The organism is Flavobacterium sp. IC2-16, assembly GCF_055521455.1.
Genome location: NZ_CM145480.1, coordinates 546,131 through 570,707, shown reverse-complemented (window position 1 = coordinate 570,707; position 24,577 = coordinate 546,131). Strand labels below are relative to the sequence as shown.

Annotated in this window: 26 protein-coding genes; 7 read left to right on the top strand and 19 right to left on the bottom strand. The window is 34.3% G+C overall.

All coding sequences use genetic code 11. The features are described from left to right. Positions 1 to 7: 7 nt before the first annotated feature. Together gap and lipA are read right to left on the bottom strand one after the other, a co-directional pair. Complete coding sequence (gene gap / locus ACZ1JT_RS02545) at positions 8 to 1,009, bottom strand: type I glyceraldehyde-3-phosphate dehydrogenase (RefSeq protein WP_465094603.1); 1,002 nt, start codon at positions 1,007 to 1,009, stop codon at positions 8 to 10. A 29-nt stretch (positions 1,010 to 1,038) separates the two neighbouring features. Then, complete coding sequence (gene lipA, locus ACZ1JT_RS02540; protein WP_465094602.1) at positions 1,039 to 1,911, bottom strand: lipoyl synthase; 873 nt, start codon at positions 1,909 to 1,911, stop codon at positions 1,039 to 1,041. A 157-nt stretch (positions 1,912 to 2,068) separates the two neighbouring features. Here lipA and nhaA point away from each other — a divergent pair, with 157 nt between their 5' ends. After that, entirely contained in the window at positions 2,069 to 3,217 is a 1,149-nt protein-coding gene (gene nhaA / locus ACZ1JT_RS02535; protein ID WP_465094601.1) for a Na+/H+ antiporter NhaA, read from the top strand. Between the two features lie 35 nt (positions 3,218 to 3,252). Here the strand turns inward: nhaA and ACZ1JT_RS02530 are convergent, their stop codons facing one another. From ACZ1JT_RS02530 to recF, 7 genes are all read right to left on the bottom strand, one after another. Then, positions 3,253 to 4,086 (bottom strand): energy transducer TonB, encoded by an 834-nt coding sequence (locus tag ACZ1JT_RS02530; protein ID WP_465094600.1) that lies wholly within the window; start codon positions 4,084 to 4,086, stop codon positions 3,253 to 3,255. Positions 4,087 to 4,233: 147 nt separating this feature from the next. Next, positions 4,234 to 4,800, bottom strand: coding sequence for an RNA polymerase sigma factor (locus ACZ1JT_RS02525; RefSeq protein WP_465094599.1), 567 nt, complete (start codon positions 4,798 to 4,800; stop codon positions 4,234 to 4,236). Further along, positions 4,791 to 5,897: a glycosyltransferase gene (locus ACZ1JT_RS02520; protein WP_465094598.1), complete on the bottom strand. Its 1,107-nt coding sequence runs from the start codon at positions 5,895 to 5,897 to the stop codon at positions 4,791 to 4,793. The genes ACZ1JT_RS02525 and ACZ1JT_RS02520 overlap by 10 nt, the downstream gene beginning before the upstream one ends. A gap of 86 nt (positions 5,898 to 5,983) precedes the next feature. Continuing rightward, positions 5,984 to 6,598, bottom strand: coding sequence for an FMN-binding negative transcriptional regulator (locus ACZ1JT_RS02515; RefSeq protein ID WP_465094597.1), 615 nt, complete (start codon positions 6,596 to 6,598; stop codon positions 5,984 to 5,986). A 69-nt stretch (positions 6,599 to 6,667) separates the two neighbouring features. After that, positions 6,668 to 7,681 (bottom strand): UDP-N-acetylmuramate dehydrogenase, encoded by a 1,014-nt coding sequence (gene murB / locus ACZ1JT_RS02510; protein WP_465094596.1) that lies wholly within the window; start codon positions 7,679 to 7,681, stop codon positions 6,668 to 6,670. A 20-nt stretch (positions 7,682 to 7,701) separates the two neighbouring features. Further along, positions 7,702 to 8,397 carry a thioredoxin domain-containing protein gene (locus tag ACZ1JT_RS02505; RefSeq protein ID WP_465094595.1) on the bottom strand — a complete coding sequence of 232 codons (696 nt, stop codon included), beginning with the start codon at positions 8,395 to 8,397 and terminating at the stop codon, positions 7,702 to 7,704. Positions 8,398 to 8,421: 24 nt separating this feature from the next. Continuing rightward, a complete protein-coding gene (gene recF / locus ACZ1JT_RS02500) occupies positions 8,422 to 9,501 on the bottom strand; it encodes a DNA replication/repair protein RecF (RefSeq protein WP_465094594.1) in 1,080 nt (359 codons plus the stop codon). Between the two features lie 114 nt (positions 9,502 to 9,615). Here recF and ACZ1JT_RS02495 point away from each other — a divergent pair, with 114 nt between their 5' ends. The 6 genes from ACZ1JT_RS02495 to ACZ1JT_RS02470 all read left to right on the top strand — a co-directional run bounded on the left by ACZ1JT_RS02495 (position 9,616) and on the right by ACZ1JT_RS02470 (position 15,679). After that, positions 9,616 to 10,407, top strand: a complete 792-nt coding sequence (locus ACZ1JT_RS02495; RefSeq protein WP_465094593.1) for a tetratricopeptide repeat protein — start codon at positions 9,616 to 9,618, stop codon at positions 10,405 to 10,407. Position 10,408: 1 nt separating this feature from the next. Further along, positions 10,409 to 10,903, top strand: a complete 495-nt coding sequence (gene ribH, locus ACZ1JT_RS02490) for a 6,7-dimethyl-8-ribityllumazine synthase (RefSeq protein WP_465094592.1) — start codon at positions 10,409 to 10,411, stop codon at positions 10,901 to 10,903. 149 nt (positions 10,904 to 11,052) lie between these two features. Beyond that, positions 11,053 to 12,933 carry a DNA mismatch repair endonuclease MutL gene (gene mutL / locus ACZ1JT_RS02485; RefSeq protein WP_465094591.1) on the top strand — a complete coding sequence of 627 codons (1,881 nt, stop codon included), beginning with the start codon at positions 11,053 to 11,055 and terminating at the stop codon, positions 12,931 to 12,933. Next, positions 12,930 to 13,742: a rhomboid family intramembrane serine protease gene (locus ACZ1JT_RS02480; protein ID WP_465094590.1), complete on the top strand. Its 813-nt coding sequence runs from the start codon at positions 12,930 to 12,932 to the stop codon at positions 13,740 to 13,742. The genes mutL and ACZ1JT_RS02480 overlap by 4 nt, the downstream gene beginning before the upstream one ends. Positions 13,743 to 13,745: 3 nt before the next feature. Next, positions 13,746 to 14,609 (top strand): rhomboid family intramembrane serine protease, encoded by an 864-nt coding sequence (locus ACZ1JT_RS02475; protein ID WP_465094589.1) that lies wholly within the window; start codon positions 13,746 to 13,748, stop codon positions 14,607 to 14,609. Positions 14,610 to 14,638: 29 nt separating this feature from the next. After that, a complete protein-coding gene (locus ACZ1JT_RS02470; RefSeq protein WP_465094588.1) occupies positions 14,639 to 15,679 on the top strand; it encodes an endonuclease/exonuclease/phosphatase family protein in 1,041 nt (346 codons plus the stop codon). Positions 15,680 to 15,681: 2 nt separating this feature from the next. Here ACZ1JT_RS02470 and ACZ1JT_RS02465 read toward each other — a convergent pair whose 3' ends face one another. From ACZ1JT_RS02465 to ACZ1JT_RS02420, 10 genes are all read right to left on the bottom strand, one after another. Continuing rightward, entirely contained in the window at positions 15,682 to 16,293 is a 612-nt protein-coding gene (locus tag ACZ1JT_RS02465; RefSeq protein ID WP_465094587.1) for a WbqC family protein, read from the bottom strand. 4 nt (positions 16,294 to 16,297) lie between these two features. Next, positions 16,298 to 16,702, bottom strand: a complete 405-nt coding sequence (locus ACZ1JT_RS02460) for a four helix bundle protein (RefSeq protein ID WP_465094586.1) — start codon at positions 16,700 to 16,702, stop codon at positions 16,298 to 16,300. A 36-nt stretch (positions 16,703 to 16,738) separates the two neighbouring features. Further along, positions 16,739 to 18,418: a signal peptidase I gene (lepB, locus tag ACZ1JT_RS02455; protein ID WP_465094585.1), complete on the bottom strand. Its 1,680-nt coding sequence runs from the start codon at positions 18,416 to 18,418 to the stop codon at positions 16,739 to 16,741. 176 nt (positions 18,419 to 18,594) lie between these two features. Continuing rightward, positions 18,595 to 19,299, bottom strand: coding sequence for a 4-hydroxy-tetrahydrodipicolinate reductase (gene dapB / locus ACZ1JT_RS02450; RefSeq protein ID WP_465094584.1), 705 nt, complete (start codon positions 19,297 to 19,299; stop codon positions 18,595 to 18,597). Positions 19,300 to 19,311: 12 nt separating this feature from the next. After that, complete coding sequence (locus ACZ1JT_RS02445) at positions 19,312 to 19,878, bottom strand: DUF5683 domain-containing protein (RefSeq protein WP_465094583.1); 567 nt, start codon at positions 19,876 to 19,878, stop codon at positions 19,312 to 19,314. Continuing rightward, entirely contained in the window at positions 19,878 to 20,777 is a 900-nt protein-coding gene (locus ACZ1JT_RS02440) for a ParB/RepB/Spo0J family partition protein (RefSeq protein ID WP_465094582.1), read from the bottom strand. The genes ACZ1JT_RS02445 and ACZ1JT_RS02440 overlap by 1 nt, the downstream gene beginning before the upstream one ends. Before the next feature lie 7 nt (positions 20,778 to 20,784). Then, the gene (locus ACZ1JT_RS02435) at positions 20,785 to 21,552 is read right to left on the bottom strand and encodes a ParA family protein (protein ID WP_465094581.1); all 768 of its coding nucleotides are present in this window, start codon (positions 21,550 to 21,552) and stop codon (positions 20,785 to 20,787) included. 336 nt (positions 21,553 to 21,888) lie between these two features. Next, positions 21,889 to 22,770: an SDR family oxidoreductase gene (locus tag ACZ1JT_RS02430; protein WP_465094580.1), complete on the bottom strand. Its 882-nt coding sequence runs from the start codon at positions 22,768 to 22,770 to the stop codon at positions 21,889 to 21,891. A 60-nt stretch (positions 22,771 to 22,830) separates the two neighbouring features. Beyond that, a complete protein-coding gene (locus ACZ1JT_RS02425) occupies positions 22,831 to 23,340 on the bottom strand; it encodes an SRPBCC family protein (RefSeq protein WP_465094579.1) in 510 nt (169 codons plus the stop codon). 64 nt (positions 23,341 to 23,404) lie between these two features. After that, the gene (locus tag ACZ1JT_RS02420) at positions 23,405 to 24,532 is read right to left on the bottom strand and encodes a methionine aminotransferase (RefSeq protein WP_465094578.1); all 1,128 of its coding nucleotides are present in this window, start codon (positions 24,530 to 24,532) and stop codon (positions 23,405 to 23,407) included. Positions 24,533 to 24,577 lie beyond the last annotated feature (45 nt).

Here is a 24,577-nt window from a genome sequence, read left to right as displayed (position 1 = left end):
TAAGGAATTATTTCTTAGAAATGAAATCAATTAAATTTATTATGCGAGACGAGTATCCTATTTCATTGTCGTACCAACCAACAACTTTCACCATTTGGTCGATAACAGAAGTAAGTTGTGCATCGAATAAACAGGAGTTGGTATTTCCTAAAATATCAACTGAAACGATCGGGTCTTCGGTATAAGCAAGAATACCTTTAAGTTCGCTTTCGGCTTTTTCTTTGAAGGCTCTATTGATTTCTTCAATAGATACAGGTCTTTTAACATTGAAGGTGATATCGGTTAATGACCCGTCAGGTACTGGAACTCGAATTCCGCAGCCTCCAATTTTCCCTTCCAATTCCGGGAAAATTTTGGTTATGGCTTTAGCAGCTCCTGTTGTTGTAGGAACAATAGATTGTGATGCGGCACGAGCTCTACGTAAATCTTTGTGTGGTTGATCGTGCAGACTTTGGTCGGTTGTGTATGAATGTACCGTTGTAATGTAGGCTTGTTCAATTCCGCATAAATCCTGTATGATTTTAATCATAGGAGCGGCATTGTTTGTGGTACAACTTGCGTTGGATATAATAAGTTCGCTACCATCTAAAATTTGTTCATTAACACCTAAAACAACAGTTTTTATAGTGTCATCTGCTGGTGGTGCTGAAAGAATTACTTTTTTTGCTCCAGCAGTAATGTGCTTTTCTGCTGCAGAATAATTTAAGAATTTACCGGTAGATTCTACGACAATATCAATGTCTAATGATTTCCAATCGAGAGAACTTATTTCTTTTTCGCTAAAGTATAAAAAGGATTTTTCTTCTACTGAAATCGAATGGGATGTAGTGCAGATATTTTGATGTAAAACGCCATGAATACTATCGTATTTTAGTAAATGTGCCATGGTTTTGATATCGGAAATATCATTAATGGCAACAACTTCAATAGTTGGATTGTTAAGTAATAGTCGAAATAAATTTCGTCCAATTCTTCCGAATCCATTAATAGCAATTCTTGTTTTTTTCAATGTTCAACCAGTTTTGAGTTCGTTGCGGTTTATAGAATGTGTTTTTGTGCATGATAAGACGAACGAACCAATGCACCACTTTCAACATGTCTGAAACCTAATTCTTTACCTATTTTTTCATATTTCTCGAATTGCTCAGGAGTGATGAACTCTTTAACAGGTAAGTGCTTTTTGCTGGGTTGTAAATATTGACCGATAGTAACAATATCAACATTGGCCTCGCGTAAATCCTTCATGGTTTGGATTACTTCTTCTTCTGTTTCGCCTAATCCAAGCATAATACCTGATTTTGTTCTGCGGATGCCTTGGTCTTTTAAATATTTTAAAACCGCTAAACTACGGTCGTATTTGGCTTGAATACGCACTTCTCGGGTTAAACGTCTGACTGTTTCCATATTATGTGAAACAACTTCAGGGCTAACTTCAACGATACGGTCTAAATTTCGTTCCACACCTTGAAAGTCCGGTATAAGGGTTTCTAGGGTCGTTTCAGGATTCATTCGACGAATCGCTTTTACGGTTTCAGCCCAAATGATTGACCCCATGTCTTTTATGTCGTCACGGTCTACACTTGTAATAACTGCATGCTTGATATTCATAATTTTAATAGAACGCGCCACTTTTTCAGGTTCATCCCAATCAACAGTTTCCGGTCTTCCGGTTTTTACCCCACAAAAACCACAAGAACGCGTACAAACGTTTCCAAGAATCATGAATGTTGCTGTTCCTTCTCCCCAACATTCCCCCATGTTAGGGCAGCTTCCGGAAGTACAAATAGTGTTTAACTTGTATTTGTCTACCAAGCCACGAAGTTCAGTATATTTTTGGCCAGTAGGGAGTTTTACTCTAAGCCATTTCGGTTTCCCTTTAGGTAGTATGTTGGAGTCTAGTACGCTTTCCATAAGTTTAAAATATTCAGCAAAGATACTAATTGTTGTGTATATGAATGTCTGTTTAACGCTTTTTTAAAGGTTCTAATAGGTAAAATATACTAAAAGATTCGTCTAAAATTAGTATTTTTGTTTTTCTTATTAAAATGCCAAAATCACTTTATAACATATGAAAGCAACTAAGCTGTTTACTGAGTTTTTTGAAAATGAAAAAGCTTCAGGTATTGTATTGATTGTATGTACCTTATTGTCTCTTTTTCTTGCAAATTCTATTTATCAGGAAAGTTATGAAAGTATATGGCATTATCAAATTGGAAACCATTCATTTGAACATTGGATTAACGATGGGTTAATGACTATTTTCTTTTTGTTAATTGGTTTGGAGTTAGAACGAGAGGTGTATATTGGTGAGCTTTCGAGTTTAAAAAATGCTTTGTTGCCAATATTAGCTGCTTTAGGAGGGATGTTGGTTCCTGCCGGATTGTATATGATGTTGAATAACGGAACGCCTACTCAAGCGGGAGCGGGTATACCTATGGCTACAGATATAGCTTTTGCACTAGGAGTGTTGTCTTTATTAGGAAGTCGAGTGCCTACATCGTTAAAAGTTTTTTTAACTGCCCTTGCTGTTATTGATGATTTGGGTGCGATTTTAGTGATTGCTATTTTTTATACAGATCATCTTTCTATTTTTAATTTAACCATTGCCTTGGCTATAATGGCTGTTCTGTTTGTTTTAAATAGAATGAAAGTGAACATTTGGATACCTTATGTAATTGGTGGTTTCGGAATGTGGTATTTTATGATGAATTCTGGAATACATGCAACTATAGCGGGAGTTTTGTTGGCTTTTGTAATTCCTTTTGGAGATGGGGGTGATACGACTATTTCTACACGAATGCAGCATTTTTTACACAAACCGGTCGCTTTTGTTATTCTGCCTTTGTTTGCATTGGCTAACACCGCGATTATTGTTGGGGATAATTGGGTTGAAGGTTTATCACATACTAATAGTTTAGGTGTTTTTTTAGGATTGATACTAGGAAAACCTTTGGGTGTTTTTATGTTTAGTTTTGTTTTTTGCACATTTGGAGTTTGTAAACTTCCTGAAGACTTAAATTGGAAACAAATTCTTGCGACAGGATTCTTGGCGGGGATTGGATTTACAATGTCAATATTTATTACTTTGTTAGCCTTTAAAGGTCAGCCAGACGATGTGACGATTTCAAAAATTGCAATTTTATTGTCTTCACTGATAGCGGGTGTTATAGGGTTTTTATTTTTGAAATTTAATTTAAGAAATAACCATGTAGAATAAATAATAAAAAGCAGAAGTAAACCTTCTGCTTTTTATTATTTAACTTCAATCATAATTGGGAGATTGAAAGCGGTTCGTACGGGTTGTCCGTTTTTATAACCAGGTGACCATTTGGTTTTCATTTTGTTTAAAACTCGAGTGGCTTCTTTTCCTAAATTATATCCTGGGTCTCTTGTTACTCTTATGTTTGATAAAGAACCGTCTTTTTCAATTACAAAATAGACCATTACTTTTAAGGTGTTAGATTCTTCATTTTCAATTTTAGGAGTGTCGAATTTTTTTCCAACCTCTTTAAGAAAAGCTGCTATTCCACCTGGATATTCTGGTTGTTTTTCTAATGTAACCGGTAACTCAACTACATTGCCATTTGTTTCAATATGTTCTTCTCCGCCATTCCCTTTTACAGGTGTTACTGTTGTGTGGTTGTCTGTAGGGCCACCTTCATTAGTGTCTGAACCAATTACAGCGTTTGTTAATTCTTCATTGGTAGCAACATCTTCATTTGAAGGCTTGTCAGAAGCTTTCATTTTAATATATTTTACCATTTTCTCATTAGTCAATTCTTTTGAACCTACTGGACCAAGGTCTTCAAATTTTGGTTTTGGTTTGTTGAAAAGATTGGCATCGACCAAAACAACAATATCGTTATTTGGCTTTTTGATAACTGCTGCAACTTTTTCTTCTGACCACAAATAGTTGTATAGGGCAGGTATTAAAGCAATGCAGGCGAATAATGACAAAGTGATAAATAATGCTCGTAAAGTTGTTTTAGGGTTTTCGGTTCTTAATTGATAGGCACCATAGGCTTTGTTTCGTCCTTCGAAAACCATGTCTAGCCAGCGGGTTTCGTAAATGTTGATTTTAGACATAATAGATAGTTTTTGAGGTTAATTAAATTATTTATTTAAGTTAATAACGAAAACTATGCTATTCTAGTATTTTAATTGTTAATTCTTTTATAATTATTTTAACAATTAACAAAATATGTAGTGATTTATTGTTTTTGAAGTAAAGTGTTAGCTGTTCTTTTGAATGATTTCAGCGAGTAGTTTTTTTGCCCTTAGGAGTTTAATTTTGATATTGTTTAAAGGTTCTTCCAGTTGATCTGCAATTTCCTGATAACTCATTTCTTGAAAATAACGCAATTGTATCACTTCTTGGTATGCAGGTTTCAATTCTTTTATCAACAAAAGCAATCGGGCAAGATTTTGTTCTTTAATAATTTCGTCTTCAATGGAAGGGCTTGTGTCGGCAACATTGTAGGCATGTTGGTCTTCTTCATCGTTTATTTCTACAAATAATGAAGACTTTTTTTTGCGTAACATGTCAATATGAACATTTTTCGCAATTGCAATCAACCAAGTATTGAAGCCGTATTCGGGGTTGTAGGTAGCTATTTTATCAAATGCTTTAGCAAAGGTTTCAATGGCAATGTCTTCAGTATCGGTTTCGTTTTCAGTGCGTTTAAGCATAAACCCATAGACTTCATTCCAGAAAAAATCCAATAGAAAAGTGAAAGCTACTTGGTCGCCCGTTTTAGCTTTTTCAATATTTTTTTGAATAATTTCTGAAGTTATTTCCAATGTACTGGTTTTGAAACTAAATTGGTGAAAAACACATTCAATTGAGTGAAGATAAGAATTATTTCAATGATTGGAAACCAGTAGATAATATCTTTTTCGTGCAGTTTTCCGGCTGCATATCCTAAAGTAGTCCAAGCAAAAATATATCTAAAAACCACAAGTCCGCCAACAATCATCCATTGAAATTGAAAACTTAATAATAAAACCGCTAAAAGAACAAATAGCAACTGTGAGGTGAAATAAAGTCCGAGTTGGAATTTATCAAAACCTTTGTAAAGTTTTGCGGTGGATACATGGCGTCTTTTTTGATTGAACCATGCTTTCCATGTTTTTTTAGGTTCAGAAATAGTAAAACTTTCCGGAGTGTAGCAAACCGTTGTATTTCCACTTGTAGCCGCTTGATTGATGAATAAATCATCATCTCCAGAGCGAATACTCATGTGGTCAATGAACCCATTAACTCGGAAAAATTCCTCGCGCTTATACGCTAAATTTCGGCCAACCCCCATGTAAGGTCGCCCTATTTTAGCCCATGCAAAGTATTGGGTTGCGGTTAAAAGAGTTTCAAATCGTATAATTTTATTTAGAAATGAGCCTTTAATTTTTTCATAAGCGCCATAGCCTAAAACAATGGTTTTGTGCATGGTGAATTGCGCACTCATATTTAAAATCCAATCGTTGGATGTAGGGTAACAATCGGCATCGGTAAAAAGCAGGTATTCTTTAGAAGCCGCTTTAATACCTAGGGTTAAGGCGAATTTTTTATTACCCCAAAAAGCTTCGTTGTTTTGTACTTTAACTAGTTTAATGTTGCTGTATTGTTTTTCGAAAGCTTCAAATAGTTCTAAAGTTTCATCACTGGAAGCGTCATCGATTAATACAATTTCGTAGTCGGGATAATTTTGTGAAGCCAATAGAGGAATAAAACGTTGTACATTTTCTTCTTCATTTTTAGCGCAAACGATTACCGAAATTGGGATTCGTTTTGGAGTGATTTGTTGTTTTTTAGCAAAGGCAAATTTTCCAAATATTACAATGTAGTAAATGAATTGAATGGCAATTATTCCGATAAAAACATAAAGTAAAATTAACAACATAGTGACCCCTGAAAAATGTTAAATTCTGCGCAAATTTAGTGAAAAGAGTTTACTAAAGAAGAATTAGTTTTTAACAAATAGAGTAATTATTTTCGTTGTTTTTTCATGGCTTCTGCAATGGCATGCGAATTACTATCGTTTCTGTCTTTTAACTCCGAAATGATAGCAGAATGGTTGGCTGAATCTCGATTTTGAGAAAGTTTTGCAACACCTTGTATTTCGGTTATTTCAATTTCAAAAGCAACAATACCATTAACTTGATTCATGGTTTTAGCTGAAAGATTTTCTATTTTAATTGGGTTTTTAGAAAAAGCTTCATGTTTATTGACCAATTTTTTCATGGCAAACATCATTTCTTCGCCTTCAATAATTTTCACTTTGCCATAAACATGAACCGCAATATAATTCCAGGTTGGAACATTTTCATGGTCATACCACGAGGAGGAAATATAGGCGTGTGGACCGTTGAAAATTGCCAGTACATTATTGTTGTTTTCGAAACCTTTCCATTGCGGATTTTCTTTAGAAATATGTCCGAACAAAACTTCTTTTCCATGAAGATTCGTTTCTAGTTCTAACGGGATATGTGTTCCCCAAAGTTTTTCATCAGTAGTGTTTACTAAAATCCCAAAGCTGTTATTTCGAATAAAACTTTTGATTTCTTCACCGTTTTCGGTTTTATAAAGTTCGGGAATATACATGGGAGATTGTATTTAGAAAACCTTTTTCTCTTTTACTGATAAGTAGTTACTATAAAAAGTAACCTTAAATTATATAATATTAACTTCAGCTTCTATATGAATTCCGAATTTATCGTAAACTGTTTTTTGGATGTTTCTGGAAAGTTCTAAAATTTCTTGACCTGTTGCATTGCCATAATTTACAAGAACTAAAGCTTGTAAGTTGTGAACTCCGGCGTCACCAAAACGTTTGCCTTTAAAACCGGCTTGCTCAATAAGCCATCCTGCAGGTACTTTAACTTCGTTTTCAGATACAGTATAATGTGGCATTTCAGGATATTGCATGTGTGCCTTTTCGTATACGCTTTTTGGAACAATAGGATTTTTGAAAAAACTGCCGCTGTTTCCTAATACTGCCGGATCGGGTAGTTTGCTTTGGCGAATCGAAATCACAGCATTACTCACCTCTTTAATAGTAGGATTTGTGATTCCGTTTTTTGCTAATTCTCCATCTATTGCACCATAAGAGGTGTTAATAGTGTGATTGTTTTTAGTTAGTTTAAATGTTACCGAAGTAATAATGTATTGATTTTTAGCTTCATTTTTGAAGATACTTTCTCGATACCCAAATTTACACTCTTTATTGTTGAAAGTTACTATTTCTTGAGTGTTGATATTCATTGCTTGGCACGAAACAAAAGTGTCTTTTATTTCTGCTCCATACGCGCCAATGTTTTGTATAGGAGTTGTGCCAACATTTCCAGGAATCAAAGACATGTTTTCAATGCCTCCGAAGTTTTGCTCCAGATTCCATAACACAAATTCATGCCAATTTTCACCAGCTTTGCCTTCTACCCAAACAAAATTATCATCTTCTTTAATGATTTCTTTTCCTTTTAGATTGATGTAAATGACCAAGGCGTCAATGTCTTTGGTTAATAACATGTTGCTGCCTCCACCAAGTATAAATAAATTCTCGTTATGATGTTTTTGTAATATATCTGCTAATTCTGCAGTAGAAGTAACTTCAACGAACGATTTGGCTTTCGCTTCAATTCCAAAAGTGTTGTATTGCTTTAAAGAAAAATTATGTTGAATTTGCATTAGGGTAAGTGGCGATTAAATTAATTTAATTGGGCTTTTAATTCTTCTTCAGAAACAAAACCATTCTTTTTCCATACTTCTTTTCCGTTTTTGAAAACAAGAACCACAGGCAGTTCTTGATAGCCAAGGCCATTGAATAATGATTTGTTTTTATCGGCATCAATACGAATAATTTTAGCTTTCCCTTCATACTCTTTTTCCATTTTAGCTAGATATGGAGCCATTTTTTTACAAGGTCCGCACCATTCAGCATAGAAATCGATTACGACTGTTTTATCTGAAGCAATCAGTTTTTCGTAATCTGCCTTACTCATCCCAGAATCAGCTTTTTTTGTTGCAGACGGATGCTCAGCGCTCCATTTCATATAACCACCAGCCATGTCGTATACTTGCGCAAACCCTAAATCGTGAAGTTTGTTGGCAGCTTTTTTACTTCGACCACCAGCCAAACAATACACAAAAACGGGTTTAGATTTGTCTAATTTGTTGACTTCTGTTTCAAAACTAGTTCCGTTCCAGTCGATGTTTTTGGCATTATTAAGTGCTCCTTCATTGTATTCTCCTGGGGTTCTTACATCTAGAAGTTGGGCATTTGGGGTGGATTTTAGTTTGGTTTCGAATTCGGATACTGAAATAGTTTCGATATTCTGACTCTTACTACAGCTGCTAAATAATAGTGTAGATAATAATGCTAAAAAAATGGAGTATGTTTTCATTTTGTGTGCTTTAGTGGTGTAAAATTACAAATTAAATAGTTTGTACGACTGGTGTGTTGATTTTACAATATTTTCTGTTCTTTCGGGATGCGTATCTGAAATAAAAAGCTGTCCAAAGGCTTCATCGTTAACCATTTCTACAATTTTTTCAACCCGTGTTTCATCTAGTTTGTCAAAAATATCATCAAAAAGCAAGATAGGCAATACGCCCGATTGTTTTTTTATGAATTCAAATTGAGCAAGTTTTAATGCTATTAAAAAGGATTTTTGTTGTCCTTGTGAACCAAACTTTTTTATAGGAAACTGATCAATTTGAAACAGCAAGTCGTCTTTGTGAATTCCGACACTGGTGTATTGTAAAACGCGATCTTTTGCTAACGATTCGTTTAATAGTTCCAGAAGCGGTTTTTCGGAAAGCTGACTATCATATACAATTTGAACAGTTTCGGCCGAATTGGTTATTTTTTGATGATGCGTATTGAAAATCGGAATAAAATCCTGTAAAAACTGTTTCCTTGTATGATGTATTTTAGAGCCTAAATCGTTTAATTGGTCGTTATATATGGATAAGGTTTCGTTATCGAAAGTTTTGTTTAAGGCGAAATATTTTAATAAAGCGTTACGTTGCGCTATAATTTTTTGATAGTGTATAAGTTGCTGTAGGTATTGGTTGTTAAGTTGCGAAATAACATTGTCAATGAATTTTCGTCGGGTTTCACTGCCTTCAATAATTAAATCTTGATCGGAAGGAGAGATAATCACTAACGGAATAAAACCGATATGTTCCGAAAAACGTTCGTAGGGTTTGTTGTTTCGCTTTAAAACTTTTTTCTGCCCTTTTTTTAAACTGCAAACTATTTGTTCTTCGCGGTTTTCTTTTTCAAAAACACCGTCAATCACAAAAAAATCTTCACCGTGTTTTATGTTTTGAACGGCTAGCGGATTAAAATAACTTTTGCCATTAGATAAATGGTAAATGGCATCCAAAATGTTGGTTTTTCCAATGCCGTTTTTCCCTACGAAACAATTTATTTTCGCATCAAAATCAAAGGATTGCTCGGCAATATTTTTGTAATTAAATAGGGAAAGTTTCTTAAGATGCACGTGAAATTAAATTAATTTTCAAATGAGGGTGCAAATTATTGAAAAATATCAACAAAAAGGATTTTCATATATGAATAAATATTTTATTTTTGCCGTTCATTAAATTAAAAATAGATGGCAACATATAACAAAAGAGGTTATAAGCAACCAAAACCGAAAGACGAAGCAATTGAAAACCAAGTTGAAGTTGATGCATTAGATAACATCAATGAAGAAAATAGCGCCACGGCTGAGGTATTTAACAAATTAGACGAAAGTGCTAATAAACTAGAAGACTGGGTTGCTGAAAATCAAAAATACATTTTTGGTTTTGTGGGTGCAATTGCATTAATCGCTGTAGGTTATTTGTTGTATAATAAATTTATTGTAGAGCCTAAAGAAACTGAAGCTGCTAACGAAATGTTCCAAGCACAACAGTATTTCCAACAAGCTGTAGATGGTCAAACCGCTAACGATTCATTGTATAACTTAGCATTAAAAGGTGGTGAAGGTAAATTAGGATTCTTAGGGATTTCTGAGCAATTTTCGGGTACTAAAGCTGCTAATTTAGCTCATTATTATGCAGGGATGTCGTATTTAAATACTGGAAAATTCAAAGAAGCTGTTGAGCAATTAGAGCAATTCAAATCGAAAGATATGTTCTTAAAAGCAATTGCAGTTGGTGCTATTGGTGATGCTTTTTCTGAATTAGGTCAAAAAGAAGACGCTTTAACATATTACAAAAATGCAGCAGATGCTAACGTTAACGATTTTACAACACCACGATACATGTACAAAGCTGCTTTGGTAGCGATGGACTTAGGTAAAAAAGGTGAAGCTTTGAAATTGTTTACCGATATTAAAGAAAGATTCGAAACTTCTCAAGAAGCTCAAAATATTGATGCAATGATTGCAATGGCTGAATAACATGGCAACAGCAAATAAAAATTTATCCAATTACGATAAAAACACAATCCCAAACGCGAAAGATTTTCGGTTTGGGATTGTTGTTTCAGAATGGAACGATAAAATCACCGAAGGACTATATTCGGGTGCAGAAGCGGCTTTGTTAGATTGTGGTGCATTGCCTGAAAATATAATTCGTTGGAATGTGCCGGGTAGTTTTGAACTTGTATATGGTGCACAACGTATGATTGTTACACAAGAAGTAGATTGTGTTATAACAATTGGTTGTGTAATAAAAGGAGAAACAATGCATTTCGAATTTGTTTGTGAAGGGGTTACACAAGGTATCAAAGACCTTAACGTGCAAACCGATGTGCCTGTTATCTTTTGTTTGTTAACCGATAATAACGAACAGCAATCTATAGACAGAAGTGGAGGTAAGCACGGGAATAAAGGAACGGAAGCTGCTATTGCTGCTATCAAAATGGCCGATTTGAGAAAAAATACTGCAGTTTAAAATCGAATGATTTATACACATATTCAAAAACCTATTCGAAAGAGTAGGTTTTTTGTTTTTTATGATTTTATAAAAGATAAAACACCACAGAAATTCTTTAAATTTGTGAACTTGGGTTTTCCCAATTTTAATCCGAAACCAAAACCATAATGTCAAGCATCATTCAATTACTTCCTGATCATGTTGCCAATCAAATTGCCGCAGGTGAAGTTGTTCAGCGACCTGCATCTGTAGTAAAAGAATTGGTAGAAAATGCTGTCGATGCTGGTGCTACCGAAATCAAACTTATTGTTAAAGATGCAGGTAAAACCTTAATTCAGGTAATTGATAATGGTAAAGGAATGTCGGTTACCGATGCACGACTTTGTTTTGAACGTCATGCTACATCCAAAATTAGACATGCTGAAGATTTGTTCTCACTTCACACGAAAGGTTTTAGGGGGGAAGCATTAGCATCTATTGCGGCTATTGCTCATGTTGAATTGAAAACCAAACAAGACCAAGACGAATTAGGAACGCATTTGATTGTTGAAGGTAGTAAATTTGTTTCGCAAGATGTGGCTGTGTTACCTAAAGGGACATCGTTTTCGGTTAAAAACCTTTTTTTTAATATTCCTGCCCGACGTAATTTTTTAAAATCAGATACAGTTGAATTTCGTCATATTGTAGATGATTTCGAGCGAATTGCGCTAGCGCATCCATCTATCCATTTTGTTTTGATGCACAACGGTAGTGAAATGTTTAATTTGCCTATTTCCAATGCAAGACAGCGTATTGTAAATGTGTTTGGAGGAAAGACAAACGAGAAATTGGTTCCTGTTGCAGAGAATACTGAAATAGTTGAAATTCAAGGTTTTGTTGGGAAGCCGGAATTTGCTAAAAAGAATCGTGGTGAGCAATTTTTCTTTGTTAACAATAGATTTATAAAGAGCCCTTATTTACATCATGCAATAATGGCGGCTTATGAAGGACTCCTGAAAGATGGAAGTCAACCTAGCTATTTTTTGTTTTTAGATGTTCCACCACATACTATTGATATCAATATTCATCCAACCAAAACCGAAATTAAGTTTGATGACGATCAGTCGATGTACGCAATTATTCGTTCTTCCGTAAAACATAGTTTAGGACAATTTAATGTTGCTCCGGTTTTAGATTTTGAACGTGATGCATCTTTAGATATACCGTATGATTATAAAGATAAGGAAAGCGAAACACCATTAATCCAGGTAGATTCGAACTTTAATCCGTTTGATGATGAAAAACCAAGTAGGACATTTTCGTCGTCTATAAGTAGTAGTTCAAGTTATGGAGGTAGCTATAAAAGAAAGGAGTCTGTTGGAAATTGGGATAGTCTTTACGTAGGATTAACTCATGCTTCAGATGAAATTGAAACGAAAGAAATTCAGTTTGAAAGCGAAGAAGTAACCGGTTCATTATTTGAAGAAACTACAACGGAAACAGCTTCTAACAAAACATATCAATTACAGAAAAAATACATTGTGAGTCCCATTAAGTCGGGAATGTTGGTAATCAATCAAAAAAGAGCACATCAACGTATATTATATGAACAATATCTGACGAATATAACTATACAACATGCCGCTAGCCAGCAATTGTTATTTCCTTTGGAATTGCATTTTTCGCCTTCGGAGATTGTCATGCTACAAGAATTAAAATCTTCTTTGGAAAATACCGGTTTTGTTTTTGATAAGCTAATTTCAGAAGTTGTGGTAATATCGGGAATGCCGGTTAATGTTAAAGAAAGCGAAGTACGGCAACTATTTGAAGAACTATTACATGATTTGCATGGTGAAATTCCTGAAAGCAGTTTTAGCCAGAGTGACCGTATTGCCAAATCGATGGCGCGAAGTATATCGGTGAAAACCGGAACATATTTAACCGAAAAAGAACAGGAAAACTTAGTGAATTCGTTGTTTGCTTGTAAGGAGCCAAATGTTTCACCTTTTAATAAACCAACTTTCATTACTTTAGGAGTGGAAGATTTAGATAAACGATTCGAGGTATGATGAACATGACCGAAACTGTTAAACAGTTAATAATTATCAATGTAATCTTTTTTATAGGCTCACAAATTATTGGTGAACCGGTTTATGATTTTTTGTCGCTGTATTATTTTGAAAATGATAACTTTAAAATATGGCAGCCTTTAACGCATATGTTTATGCATGCACCATTTCCCAACTTGATGCATATATTTTTCAATATGTTCGCGTTGTATTCTTTTGGTAGTGCATTGGAACATTTTTGGGGTGGTAAGAAATTCTTATTTTTCTATGTTTCTTGCGGATTGGGGGCAGCATTGTTGCATACTGGTGTGAATTATGTTGAGATTCATTCGTTGTTAGATAAAGTATCAAGTTTGAATTTATCTGAAAAAGATATGAATCTTGTTTTAAACATGGATTATCGATCTCTATTCGATAGCAATGGGCAAATGGTGGCTGGGCAAATAAAGACTATTCTTGATAATGCTCATTGTACACAAGAGCAATTTAATATCTTAAGTCAAGCTTCAATGGTTTATCAATCTACTGCGGTAGGGGCTTCTGGTGCAATTTATGGGTTACTGGTTGCTTTTGCCTTTATGTTTCCAAATGCAGAACTGGCTTTAATGTTTGTTCCAATTCCAATCAAAGCTAAATATTTTGTTCCGGGATTACTTCTTTTGGATTTGTATTTAGGTGTTTCGGGAAGATCTATTTTTGGAGGAAGTAGTGGTGTTGCCCATTTTGCTCACTTAGGAGGTGCTGTTGTTGGTTTTGTTATGATGTGGTATTGGAAGAAAAATCAGTTTAACAAGAATCGTTGGAATTAGAGTATGAATATTTTAGACGATTTAAAATTGCAATATAGAACAGGAGGAGTTACGCAACAATTCATTTTTTGGAATGTTGGGATTGCAATTCCATTGTTTATTTTGAGTAGCTATTTTGGTAACTGGTATCAAATGATACTAGATTGGTCGGCATTATCATCTAATTATCATCAATTTGTAATTAAGCCTTGGACTTTCGTTACCTATAGTTTTTTACATGCCGGAATAGGACATTTGCTATTTAATATGCTTATGTTGTTTTTTGCTGGCCGACTATTTTTGACCTATTTTACTCAAAAACAATTTGTTGGTGTTTATGTTTTAGGGGCTATATTTTCTGGTTTAGCTTTTGTTTTATCCAATATGATTTTAGGGACTAGTGGCACTTTGGTTGGAGCGTCTGGTGCTATAATGGCAATACTTTTTGGAGCAGTGTGTTATTCACCACTGTCTGAAATTCAATTGTTGTTGATTGGTAGAGTAAAACTATGGCATATTGGATTGTTTTTGTTGGTTTTCGATTTAATTCAAATTCCATTGTCTAACACAGGTGGGCATATTGCTCATTTAGGAGGGACTTTGTTAGGATACATTTTTATTTTAATGTTGAAGAATGGGACAGATTTAAGTAAAATTGTGACAAACGTTATAGATTATTTTGTTTCTTTGTTCAGCCCAAAAAAATCTACGCCTTTTAAAAAAGTTCATAAAAATATGAACACCACTTCAAGGCCAAGTCAACCGAAACCGCAAAAGGACTTTACCCAGCAACAAATTGATGATATTTTAGATAAGATTAGTAAATCCGGATACGATAGCTTATCTAAAGAAGAAAAAGATTTTTTGTTTAAAGCAGGGAAAGAATAGGTATAGTACGTAAAGCTATCAGATGGCCGATGAAGAATTTATCGTTGTTTAATAAGATTATCTTTTTCTTTAATATCGTACTGACGATACTAACGATAGTGGCTTATATTCTGCCATTTTTAGCACCTAAAATGTTTCCTTTTTTATCGGTATTAACATTGGTTTTGCCCTTGATGTTAATTCTTAATTTACTGTTTTTGTTTTATTGGTTAATTCAGTTTAAGCGACAAGTACTTTTGTCGGCTGTGGTTTTTTTAATTGGGATTACTTTTTTTAATAAATTTTATAAGTTTTCTGGAAAAGACACAGTTAAGGAAGATGCTGATTTTACAGTAATGAGCTATAATGTTCGGTTGTTTAATGTTTTTGAATGGATGAGCAAGCAAAATATTCCGGAAGATATAATCGATTTTATTGGTGCTCATGATCCGGATGTTTTGTGTATACAAGAGTATTCTACATCTGCAGATGTTACTTTATCGGCCTATAAATACAAATACATTTTAATGCAAGGGAATAACATACGCACCGGGCAAGCAATATTTTCTAAATTCCCAATTGTAAACAAAGGCGAAATCGAGTTTCCGAACTCTAATAATAATGTGATTTTTGCAGATATCAAATTGCGTAGAGATACGATAAGAGTGTATAGCATTCATTTGCAATCGACTAAAATTAGTCCTGATATTAAAGAAGAAATTGACGAAGCGAAGTCTAAAAAAATATTCCGAAGAATGAGTGAAGCTTTTGCCGAACAGCAAGAACAATCAGAACTCATTAAATTGCATAAAGAAGAATGCTTGTATCCTAAAATTATTTGTGGTGATATGAATAACAGCGCTTTTTCATACGTGTATCGAAATATTAAAGGAAGCATGAAAGATGCTTTCGAAGAAGCCGGAGAAGGTTTTGGTAAAACGTATGACTTCGAATTTTATCCGGCTCGTATCGACTATATATTGGTTGATAAAGCTTTCGATGTTAAGCAGTTTAAAACGTATGATACGTTTGTTAATTCAGATCACTTCCCAATTCTAACGCGAATCGAATTAAAAGACACTACTGAATAGATCTACAGTTCTTGGTTTTTTAAATAATCTACAGCGTATCTCCCTTCATTAAACAACAAATCTAAAATACTTAAGTTGTTTAAAAAGCCATGTTTTTCCTCAAAAACCTGAGTGTAGGGTTCGAACTGTAATGTGTCTTTTTTACCGTTTACTAAATGACGAAAATCAGATTTATCAGTAACACTGCGAAAATATTCTTCAGTTTTAGAATAGTCCAAATTAATACCCAAGCAATCTGTAACAATTTCAATGGTTTTAAAGTTTAAATCCATCATGAAATCGTGTTTTTTTTCAAAAAGAGGGCGGATATCATCTTCAAAATACTCGAAAAAAGGTGAAGTTCTGTAAGCTGCTTCTAACGATTTAAAATGATTTTTTTGCCAATTAAAATCGTTTTCAATGCGTACATCTTTAAACTTTTGATGGATTTCATTTGAATGTTTTACGGGTATATTCAGCATTTGAATACCGTTTGGAGAATAAATATACATCCTGTTTCTGTTGGTTTGTTTTTGGAAATTATCTTCCATTTCAAATACAATAGAATCGGCCTTAACCATAGCCGTAAAGTGGCTAATAGAAGGAAAGTATGTGGGGTGTATAAGAATGTCCATTTGTTTATTTGTGAATTTGATTATTTGAAGAATTTGTTACTGTTGATGATTTCTCGATTTGATAATTTCGTAATGAATTCAGTTTGTTTGTAATGCTTTCTAAATTCATTCGCAAATCAAAATATTCCTTTTCAGTAATAAATTTTAATTCGTAGCAAATAATTAATTGGTTTAAAACTTCTACAGCTGATGCAAATGCGATTGTTGTAAAATGAATTTTTTCTTTAAATGTATTTCTTGCAGAACCTTCGGCAATATTTGAACATATTGAGACGGAGGCTCTTCTTAATTGAGTGATTAACCCAAATTTTTCTGTTTCTGGAAGCTTTGACGTTGTCAAATAAATTGCTTTTGAAAACTCTTTAGCTTCAATCCAAACGTCTAACTTCTCAAATGAAAAAATATACATTGCCAGCTTTGATCACCAAATTAACAAAAAACCAAATTAATTCGCTTTAGCTTTTTTCTTTTTATAAAAGTTAAATCCAAAGTACCCTAACAAAGCAAGTAAGAAATATTTAAAGTATGATATTGGTTCACCATCACCACCAACAGTAGTGAATAACCTTTCCCAACGAATTTTATCAATAGCTTTACTCCAAGGAATATTTTGATCTAAACTCATCCAAATGAAAACGGGTTTTCCTACAACGTGATCTTCTGGAACATAACCCCAATATCTTGAATCTTCAGAACGTTGACGGTTGTCTCCCATCATCCAATAATAATTTTGCTTAAAAGTATATTCTGTTGCGGGTTTTCCATTAATAAGAATTTCGTTTCCGTTAACTTTAATGTCATTATGTTCGTACTCTTTAATGGCATATTCATAGAACGGAAGTGTTTCTTTATTTAATGCAACAGTTTTCCCGGCTTCTGGAATGTAAATAGGGCCGTAGTTATCAATGCTCCAATCTTTGGTATGAGGAAAAACATCTTTAGTTGTCTCTGCAATATATTTTTTAACAGCAGCTATTCTAGAATCGGATTTTAATTTTTCACCTACTTCTTCTGTTCCATTAAAGTTTATGATAGTACGAGAAACATCCATTTGTAACTTATCAAACGCTTCACGATTTATATAGCCATCAACAGTTACCAATGTACTATCGCTAGCAATCTCTTTTAAATTTCCAGATTCTTTAATGAATTGTTGAATAACCGGATTGGTCCAAAGTTCTTTTTTAATAGTGTAAAAAGGCTGGTACTCGTTTATTTTATAATCATTCATCACACTTTCAAGGTTATTGTCCTTTACAGTAACCGTAAAATAATGCTGAATATGTTGTCTGTCTTGAAAAGGTAATTGTTTTCCATTAACAAAAACAACTCCGTCTTTAATAGAAAGACTGTCCCCAGGAATTGCTAAACATCGTTTAACATAGTTTGATTTTTTGTCAATAGGCTTTTCAGCTCTACCCATTTTTTTATCAAAAAACTGATAGACAGTATCCATAGGCCAGTTAAAAACCACGATGTCATTGCGTTGAATTTTTTGAAAACCAGGAAAACGGAATGAAGGAATTTGTGGCCAACTGGTATAAGATTTTGTTTTTAAAATTGGAATAGTATCATGTGCAATTACTGGAACAGAAACCGCAGTCATTGGTGTTCTTGCGCCGTAATGAAATTTACTAACAAAAAGGAAATCACCAATTAATAACGATTTCTCTAACGAAGAAGATGGAATCGTAAACGGTTGCATAACGTATGTGTGAACCAATGTAGCAACTACTAATGCAAAAATTAAGGAGCTAACCGTGTTTTCTTTGGTTACAGCATTTTTATTCGGAATGTAGGTTGCATCCTGAGTATAATTGATGTAATATATGTAGAATCCAAAAGTTACAATACCAAGAATAGTATCTGCTGTAGATTTTTTTCCAAAAGCACGTAACGTTTCTACCCAAACCACTGGAAACATCATTAAGTTAACCACAGGGATAAAAAGTAAAGCTGTCCACCAAGTTGGGCGGTCTATGATTTTCATTAAAACGATAGCGTTATAAACAGGAATAGCTGCTTCCCATGATTTTCTACCTGCTTTTTCATAAAGTTTCCATGTTCCTACATAGTGAACAATTTGAACAGCTAGAAAAAATATAAACCATTGTAATAGTGTCATAATTGAAAATGTTAGACTTCTTAGATTGTTAGATTTTCCGTATGGGTAGATTTCTTAATCTTTTTGAAGTGTGTTATATTTTGTTTTATTTTTTATTGTGCTATCTTATTCTCTTGTTTGGCTTAAATTCAATTATAGAACATTTAAACTGTCTAATAATTAATGGTCAAACGAGTCTAACGATCTATATTTAAAACGTCTTTCATTGTGAAAATGCCTTTTTTTCCTATTATCCATTCGGCAGCCACAACAGCTCCTAAAGCAAAACCTTCTCTGCTATGTGCTGTGTGTTTTATTTCAATTTGATCAACATCAGAATTATAAAAAACACTATGTGTGCCGGGAACATTTTCTATTCTTTTTGCATCAATATGGATTTCGTTGGCGGCGGCATTGTCTAACGTCCATTTTGTGTAATCCGTATTTTCAATAATTCCGTTTGCTAATGAAATAGCTGTACCACTTGGAGCATCTAGTTTTTGAGTATGATGTATTTCCTCCATGGAAACCTGATATTGTTTTAGGTTTGCCATCATTTTAGCAAGGTAATTGTTCAATTCAAAAAAAATATTTACTCCCAAGCTAAAGTTTGAGCCATAAATAAAGGCACCATTTTTTATTTTACATAGCTCAGTCATTTCGGTATATTGGTCTAGCCAACCTGTTGTTCCCGAAACTACTGGGATATTAGTAGTAAAACATTCGGAAATGTTACTAACTGCCGCAGAAGGAATGCTGAAATCGATTGCAACATCGGCATTTTCAAGTCCGTTAAATGAACTGTCATGGTCTTTTCTAAGCACGATTTCGTGACCTCTTTCTAAAGCAATTCGTTCAATTACTTTTCCCATTTTTCCATAACCCAAAAGTGCTATTTTCATTTTGCAGTAGTGTTAGAATTGATAACTGAGTGTTAACCCTAAGTTGCGTTTGTAATCGATATCGTTTTGGTTGTAATCAGGACGTAAGGTAAGGTTTTCGTTTACGTTAAATTGCATCAAATGTGCATCTACATTGGCGTCAACAACATTTAATATGTATATGGCTGCAGTGATTAATGCTGATAGATCTCTATTTTTTTGATAAAATTTCTGTCCGTCGATTAATCTGCTATTGTCAAGATTTCCAAAATAAGGGTCGTTCGGATCGGCAGTTCCATTTAATCGTTTTTTGTATTCATCACGGAAACTGTGGTATTTTTTGTTGTTGTTGGCGTAAAAATAAATTCCAACCCCAAGACCTGCATATACTATGGGAACTTTCCAATATTTTTTATTGTAAACTTGCCCAAGTCCTGGAACAACGGCCGAGTAAAAAGCAGCTTTTGAGGGCGCTAAAACATTAGCCTTTTTTGGGGCAACCGTGTCGTTAGCAATTAAAAGAGGCTTTTCAGTTTGTGAATGGACAACTGACGATGTTAAAAACAACGCAACAATGCATATGAGGAGTAACCGATTCACTATCCGTTGATTAACTTAATGATTCTGTTGAAATCTTCTTCAGAGTGAAAAGGAATTGTAATTTTACCTTTTCCGTTACCAGCAACTTTTACGTCTACTTTTGTTCCAAAGAAGTCGGTTATTGCTTTTTTCTTGTCAGAACTTACATCAAACGAAGCACTTTTCCCAGTTTTAACCGGTGTAGGTTTTAAACTTTCATGATAGTTTTTAACCAAAGCTTCGGTTTCACGAACCGATAAATTTTGACTTACTATTTTTTGATAAATATCCGTTTGAATATCGTGGTCTTCAATGTTGATGATTGCACGACCATGACCCATTGAAATAAAACCATCACGAATTCCGGTTTGAATAATTGGGTCTAATTTTAGTAAACGAAGATAGTTCGCAATGGTAGAGCGTTTTTTTCCAACACGCTCACTCATTTGTTCTTGAGTTAACTGAATTTCATCAATTAAACGTTGGTATGATAATGCAATTTCTATAGGATCTAAATCATGACGTTGAATGTTTTCCACCAAAGCCATAACTAACGAATCATTGTCGTTTGCCAAGCGTATGTATGCTGGAACCGTAGTTAGTCCGATTAGTTTTGAAGCGCGTAAACGACGTTCTCCTGAAATTAACTGGTATTTGTTGAAATCGGTTTTACGAACGGTAATGGGTTGAATAACACCTAATTCACGAATAGACGACGCTAATTCTTGAAGCGATTCTTCATTGAAATTGGTTCTGGGTTGAAACGGATTAATTTCAATAGCTTCAATTTCCAATTCAATGATATTTCCAACAACTTTATCCGCATTTTTATCTTCTACCGATTTAATATCGTTATCTGGATCTTTTAAAAGTGCCGATAATCCTCTTCCTAATGCCTGTTTTTTTATCGCTTTTGTCATACAATGATTAATTGCTGTTTTTCTTGATAATTTCTTCTGCTAAGTTTAAATAATTTGAAGCGCCTTTACTTGTAGCATCATAGTTAATAATGCTTTCACCAAAACTTGGTGCTTCACTTAGCTTGATATTGCGTTGTATGATGGTTTCGAAAACCATATTGTTAAAATGTTTTTGAACTTCTTCAACTACCTGATTTGATAAACGTAAACGTGAATCGTACATGGTTAATAGTAAACCTTCGATATCTAATTCTGGATTGTGGATTTTTTGAACACTTTTTATGGTATTCAATAATTTACCAAGACCTTCCAAAGCGAAATATTCACACTGAATCGGGATTACTACAGAATCAGCAGCCGTTAAAGCATTTAATGTAAGTAATCCTAAAGAAGGAGCACAGTCGATAATGATGTAATCGTATTTATCTTTAATACTAGCTAAAGCTTGTTTTAGCATGTATTCACGGTTTTCTTTATCTACAAGTTCAATTTCGATAGCAACCAAGTCAATATGAGCTGGAATAACTGATACATTCGGAGCCGAACAGCCTATAGTCGCTTCATCGGGTGTATTGCTATGTTCTAGAATTTGATAGGTGCCGATTTCTACACTTTCCACATCAATCCCTAACCCTGAAGAAGCATTCGCTTGTGGGTCAGCATCAATAAGAAGCACTTTTTTTTCTAAAACACCCAAAGATGCTGCTAAATTTACTGAAGTAGTAGTTTTTCCAACACCGCCTTTTTGATTGGCAATAGCAATGATTTTACCCATTTTGTCTTTACAAATTTTGAAGCGTAAAAATACAATTTATTATCGTTTCTGAAAATGTTATTTGTTAACAATCTCTCAAAGTTTATCCTAGCAGTTTGAAGCCGTAGTTTATAGTCACAGTTTTCAGTATCTTTATTATTTTGTGATATTTTAAAATAAGAAAATATGTGCTTGACTTCTTTGATATGGCAAATTTGTTTCTGAAGTGTTTTACTGAAAACTGCGACTGCGACTGAAAACTGTTTTTGATATTTTATTTTAATAAAAAAGTTAGCCCGAATTTCTTCAAACTAACCTCTGTTTTTTAAGTCTGTAAACTGTGACTGCTACAGAAAACTATTTATTTCCTTTCGATTTAATCATCATTTCTAACATGTCCCATAATTCTTTTGGTACTTGTTCTAACAAATTGAATTGTCCAGCGCCTTGAAGCCATTCACCGCCATCTATCGTTACAACTTCACCATTGATATATGCTGAAAAATCGGAAACTAAGTAGGCTGCTAAATTGGCTAACTCTTGGTGATCTCCAACACGTTTAAGAGGCACTTTTTTGGCCAAATCGAATTTTTCTTTTAAATCGCCAGGTAAAAGTCTGTCCCATGCCCCTTTTGTAGGGAATGGCCCTGGAGCAATAGCATTCATGCGTATACCATATTTAGCCCATTCTACTGCCAAACTTCTTGTCATAGCTAAAACTCCGGCTTTCGCTGTAGCAGAAGGAACTACAAACGCCGAACCTGTCCATGCATAGGTAGTCACTATATTTAAAACGTTGCAATTGGTTTGTTTGGCATCAATCCAATGTTTACCAAAAGCAAGAGTACAGTTTTTTGAACCTTTTAAAACGATGTCGATAATCGTATCCCAGGCATTAGCAGATAATCTCTCTGTTGGAGAGATAAAGTTTCCGGCAGCGTTATTTAACAAAACATCAACTCTACCAAAAGTTTCTAACGTTTTAGCTAACATAGCTTCCACTTGGTCGTAATGGCGTACATCGCACTGGATAGCTAAACATTGTCCACCAGTTTCGGCTTCTAACTCTTTAGCTGTGGTTTGTAATTTTTCTAAATCTCTTGATGTAATAGCTACTTTCGCACCTAATTCAAGGAAATATTTTGTCATGGCTTTTCCCAGCCCACTTCCGCCTCCAGTAACAACAATTACTTTGTCTGCAAGCGCATTATCGCGTAGCATTTTTGCTGAAAAATTCATAATGTTATTTTTTTAGAAACGTAAAGATAAGTAATTATACTATGCTTGCATAATATTTGATTAGTTTTTGAGCAGATAATCCTCTAAGCGATCCAAGGTTCCTTTAAAGCTTAATTCCATGTTTTCGTGGTTTTCGCTAAAGGTTTTCATTTCTGCATCGGATGCATTGTATGGTGCTATAATAAACGTTAATACTGTGATGCCGTTATTTTCTTCAACAGTAATAATGTTGAACATTTCTAAAGGCCATGTTTCGTTAAAGGGAGCTCGAATTATACCCGCATTTTCATCAGAAAAGCAATTGAGGAATTCTATTTTTTTGTTGGGGAGTATCTCTTTAAATACAAATCGTCCCCACATTTTAATCCCATCGGGTGATTCTATGCAATAATGACAAATGCCATCCGGACGAAAATCAAAAGTAAGAGCGCTGGTAGTGAAACCCTCAGGCCCCCACCATTTTTCGAATCTGTCGACTTCTGATAAGGCTTTAAAGACTAGGTTTTTTGGGGCTTTAAAATCTCTTGATATGACAAGCTTGTTGTCAATATACAGATTGTGCTGCGACATAGTTATAAAAATTTGCTTTTCCTAAAGATAATAAAAAAATATTACAAATTGTTATTTTTTTAAATCAAATTGAGCTAAGTTTTTTTGCAGCTTCTATAAGTGTTTCTGTTGTTTTGGCAAAGCAAAAACGAAGCATGTGTTTGTCGGTTGCATCTTCATAAAAAACCGAGATTGGAATAGCTGCTACTCCATGTTCGGTAATTAATTTTCTGGCGAAATCTACGTCGTTTTCTTTAGAAATAGCACTGTAATTAACGACTTGAAAATAGGTGCCATCACAGGGTAGTATTTCAAATCTGCTGTCTTTTATCAAATTTTGGAACAAATCACGTTTTTCCAAATACATTTTTGAAATCGCACTGAAATCTACCACATCTAAATATTCAGCAATGGCATGTTGGGAAAAACTATTGACACTGAATACTAAAAATTGGTGTACTTTTTTCATTTCGTACATCAAATGTTCAGGTGCAATTAAATAACCAACTTTCCAGCCGGTAACGTGTAACGATTTTCCAAATGAAGAAGCAATAATGGTTCTGTGTTTTAATTTTTCTCTCGTATTAAATGAGATATGTGGCTGAGTAAATGTAATGTATTCGTATACTTCATCGCCCAAGACTAAAATTTGAGGATGTTTTTCCAAAATGGTTTCTAAGCTTTCAAAATCTTGTACTGTCCATATACGCCCTGTTGGATTGTGCGGATTATTCACCACAATCATTTTGGTTTTTGGTGTAATCGCAGCTTCAATTGTATTGAAATTTGGCGTGTAATCTAAATTCAACGAAACACGAACAGGTTTTCCACCCGCTACTAAAACCGAAGGTTCGTAACTGTCATAACTTGGATCTAAAATCAATACTTCATCGCCTTGATTAACAAAGGTGTTAATTGCTGTATAGATGCCTTGAGTTGCTCCAGCAGTGATTAGTATTTCGGATGTAATATCTACTTTTCTATTGTATTGTTTTTGTGTTTGAGAAGCAATCTTTTCTAACAACAAAGGCAAGCCCGCCATCGGGGTATATTGGTGTATGTTTTTACGAATGATACGTTCTGAAATTTCTAACAAACGTTCATCTTCTGGAAAATTAGGGAAACCTTGCGATAAATTGATTGCGCCGTGTTTGTTCGCTAATTGCGACATCACAGAGAAGATGCTGGTGGTAATATTGGGTAGTTTTGACATGATGTAAAAATAAAAAAGGTTGGTAAACTTGCCAACCTTTTTTCT

Excerpts from the sequence above, each read along its gene's own strand:
- lipA (WP_465094602.1), bottom strand. The coding sequence starts at position 1,911 with ATGGAAAGCGTACTAGACTCCAACATACTACCTAAAGGGAAACCGAAA.
- nhaA (WP_465094601.1), top strand. The coding sequence starts at position 2,069 with ATGAAAGCAACTAAGCTGTTTACTGAGTTTTTTGAAAATGAAAAAGCT.
- ACZ1JT_RS02530 (WP_465094600.1), bottom strand. The coding sequence starts at position 4,086 with ATGTCTAAAATCAACATTTACGAAACCCGCTGGCTAGACATGGTTTTC.
- ACZ1JT_RS02520 (WP_465094598.1), bottom strand. The coding sequence starts at position 5,897 with ATGTTGTTAATTTTACTTTATGTTTTTATCGGAATAATTGCCATTCAA.
- ACZ1JT_RS02515 (WP_465094597.1), bottom strand. The coding sequence starts at position 6,598 with ATGTATATTCCCGAACTTTATAAAACCGAAAACGGTGAAGAAATCAAA.
- murB (WP_465094596.1), bottom strand. The coding sequence starts at position 7,681 with ATGCAAATTCAACATAATTTTTCTTTAAAGCAATACAACACTTTTGGA.
- ACZ1JT_RS02505 (WP_465094595.1), bottom strand. The coding sequence starts at position 8,397 with ATGAAAACATACTCCATTTTTTTAGCATTATTATCTACACTATTATTT.
- ACZ1JT_RS02495 (WP_465094593.1), top strand. The coding sequence starts at position 9,616 with ATGGCAACATATAACAAAAGAGGTTATAAGCAACCAAAACCGAAAGAC.
- ribH (WP_465094592.1), top strand. The coding sequence starts at position 10,409 with ATGGCAACAGCAAATAAAAATTTATCCAATTACGATAAAAACACAATC.
- mutL (WP_465094591.1), top strand. The coding sequence starts at position 11,053 with ATGTCAAGCATCATTCAATTACTTCCTGATCATGTTGCCAATCAAATT.
- ACZ1JT_RS02480 (WP_465094590.1), top strand. The coding sequence starts at position 12,930 with ATGATGAACATGACCGAAACTGTTAAACAGTTAATAATTATCAATGTA.
- ACZ1JT_RS02475 (WP_465094589.1), top strand. The coding sequence starts at position 13,746 with ATGAATATTTTAGACGATTTAAAATTGCAATATAGAACAGGAGGAGTT.
- ACZ1JT_RS02470 (WP_465094588.1), top strand. The coding sequence starts at position 14,639 with ATGAAGAATTTATCGTTGTTTAATAAGATTATCTTTTTCTTTAATATC.
- ACZ1JT_RS02465 (WP_465094587.1), bottom strand. The coding sequence starts at position 16,293 with ATGGACATTCTTATACACCCCACATACTTTCCTTCTATTAGCCACTTT.
- ACZ1JT_RS02460 (WP_465094586.1), bottom strand. The coding sequence starts at position 16,702 with ATGTATATTTTTTCATTTGAGAAGTTAGACGTTTGGATTGAAGCTAAA.
- lepB (WP_465094585.1), bottom strand. The coding sequence starts at position 18,418 with ATGACACTATTACAATGGTTTATATTTTTTCTAGCTGTTCAAATTGTT.
- dapB (WP_465094584.1), bottom strand. The coding sequence starts at position 19,299 with ATGAAAATAGCACTTTTGGGTTATGGAAAAATGGGAAAAGTAATTGAA.
- ACZ1JT_RS02440 (WP_465094582.1), bottom strand. The coding sequence starts at position 20,777 with ATGACAAAAGCGATAAAAAAACAGGCATTAGGAAGAGGATTATCGGCA.
- ACZ1JT_RS02435 (WP_465094581.1), bottom strand. The coding sequence starts at position 21,552 with ATGGGTAAAATCATTGCTATTGCCAATCAAAAAGGCGGTGTTGGAAAA.
- ACZ1JT_RS02430 (WP_465094580.1), bottom strand. The coding sequence starts at position 22,770 with ATGAATTTTTCAGCAAAAATGCTACGCGATAATGCGCTTGCAGACAAA.
- ACZ1JT_RS02425 (WP_465094579.1), bottom strand. The coding sequence starts at position 23,340 with ATGTCGCAGCACAATCTGTATATTGACAACAAGCTTGTCATATCAAGA.
- ACZ1JT_RS02420 (WP_465094578.1), bottom strand. The coding sequence starts at position 24,532 with ATGTCAAAACTACCCAATATTACCACCAGCATCTTCTCTGTGATGTCG.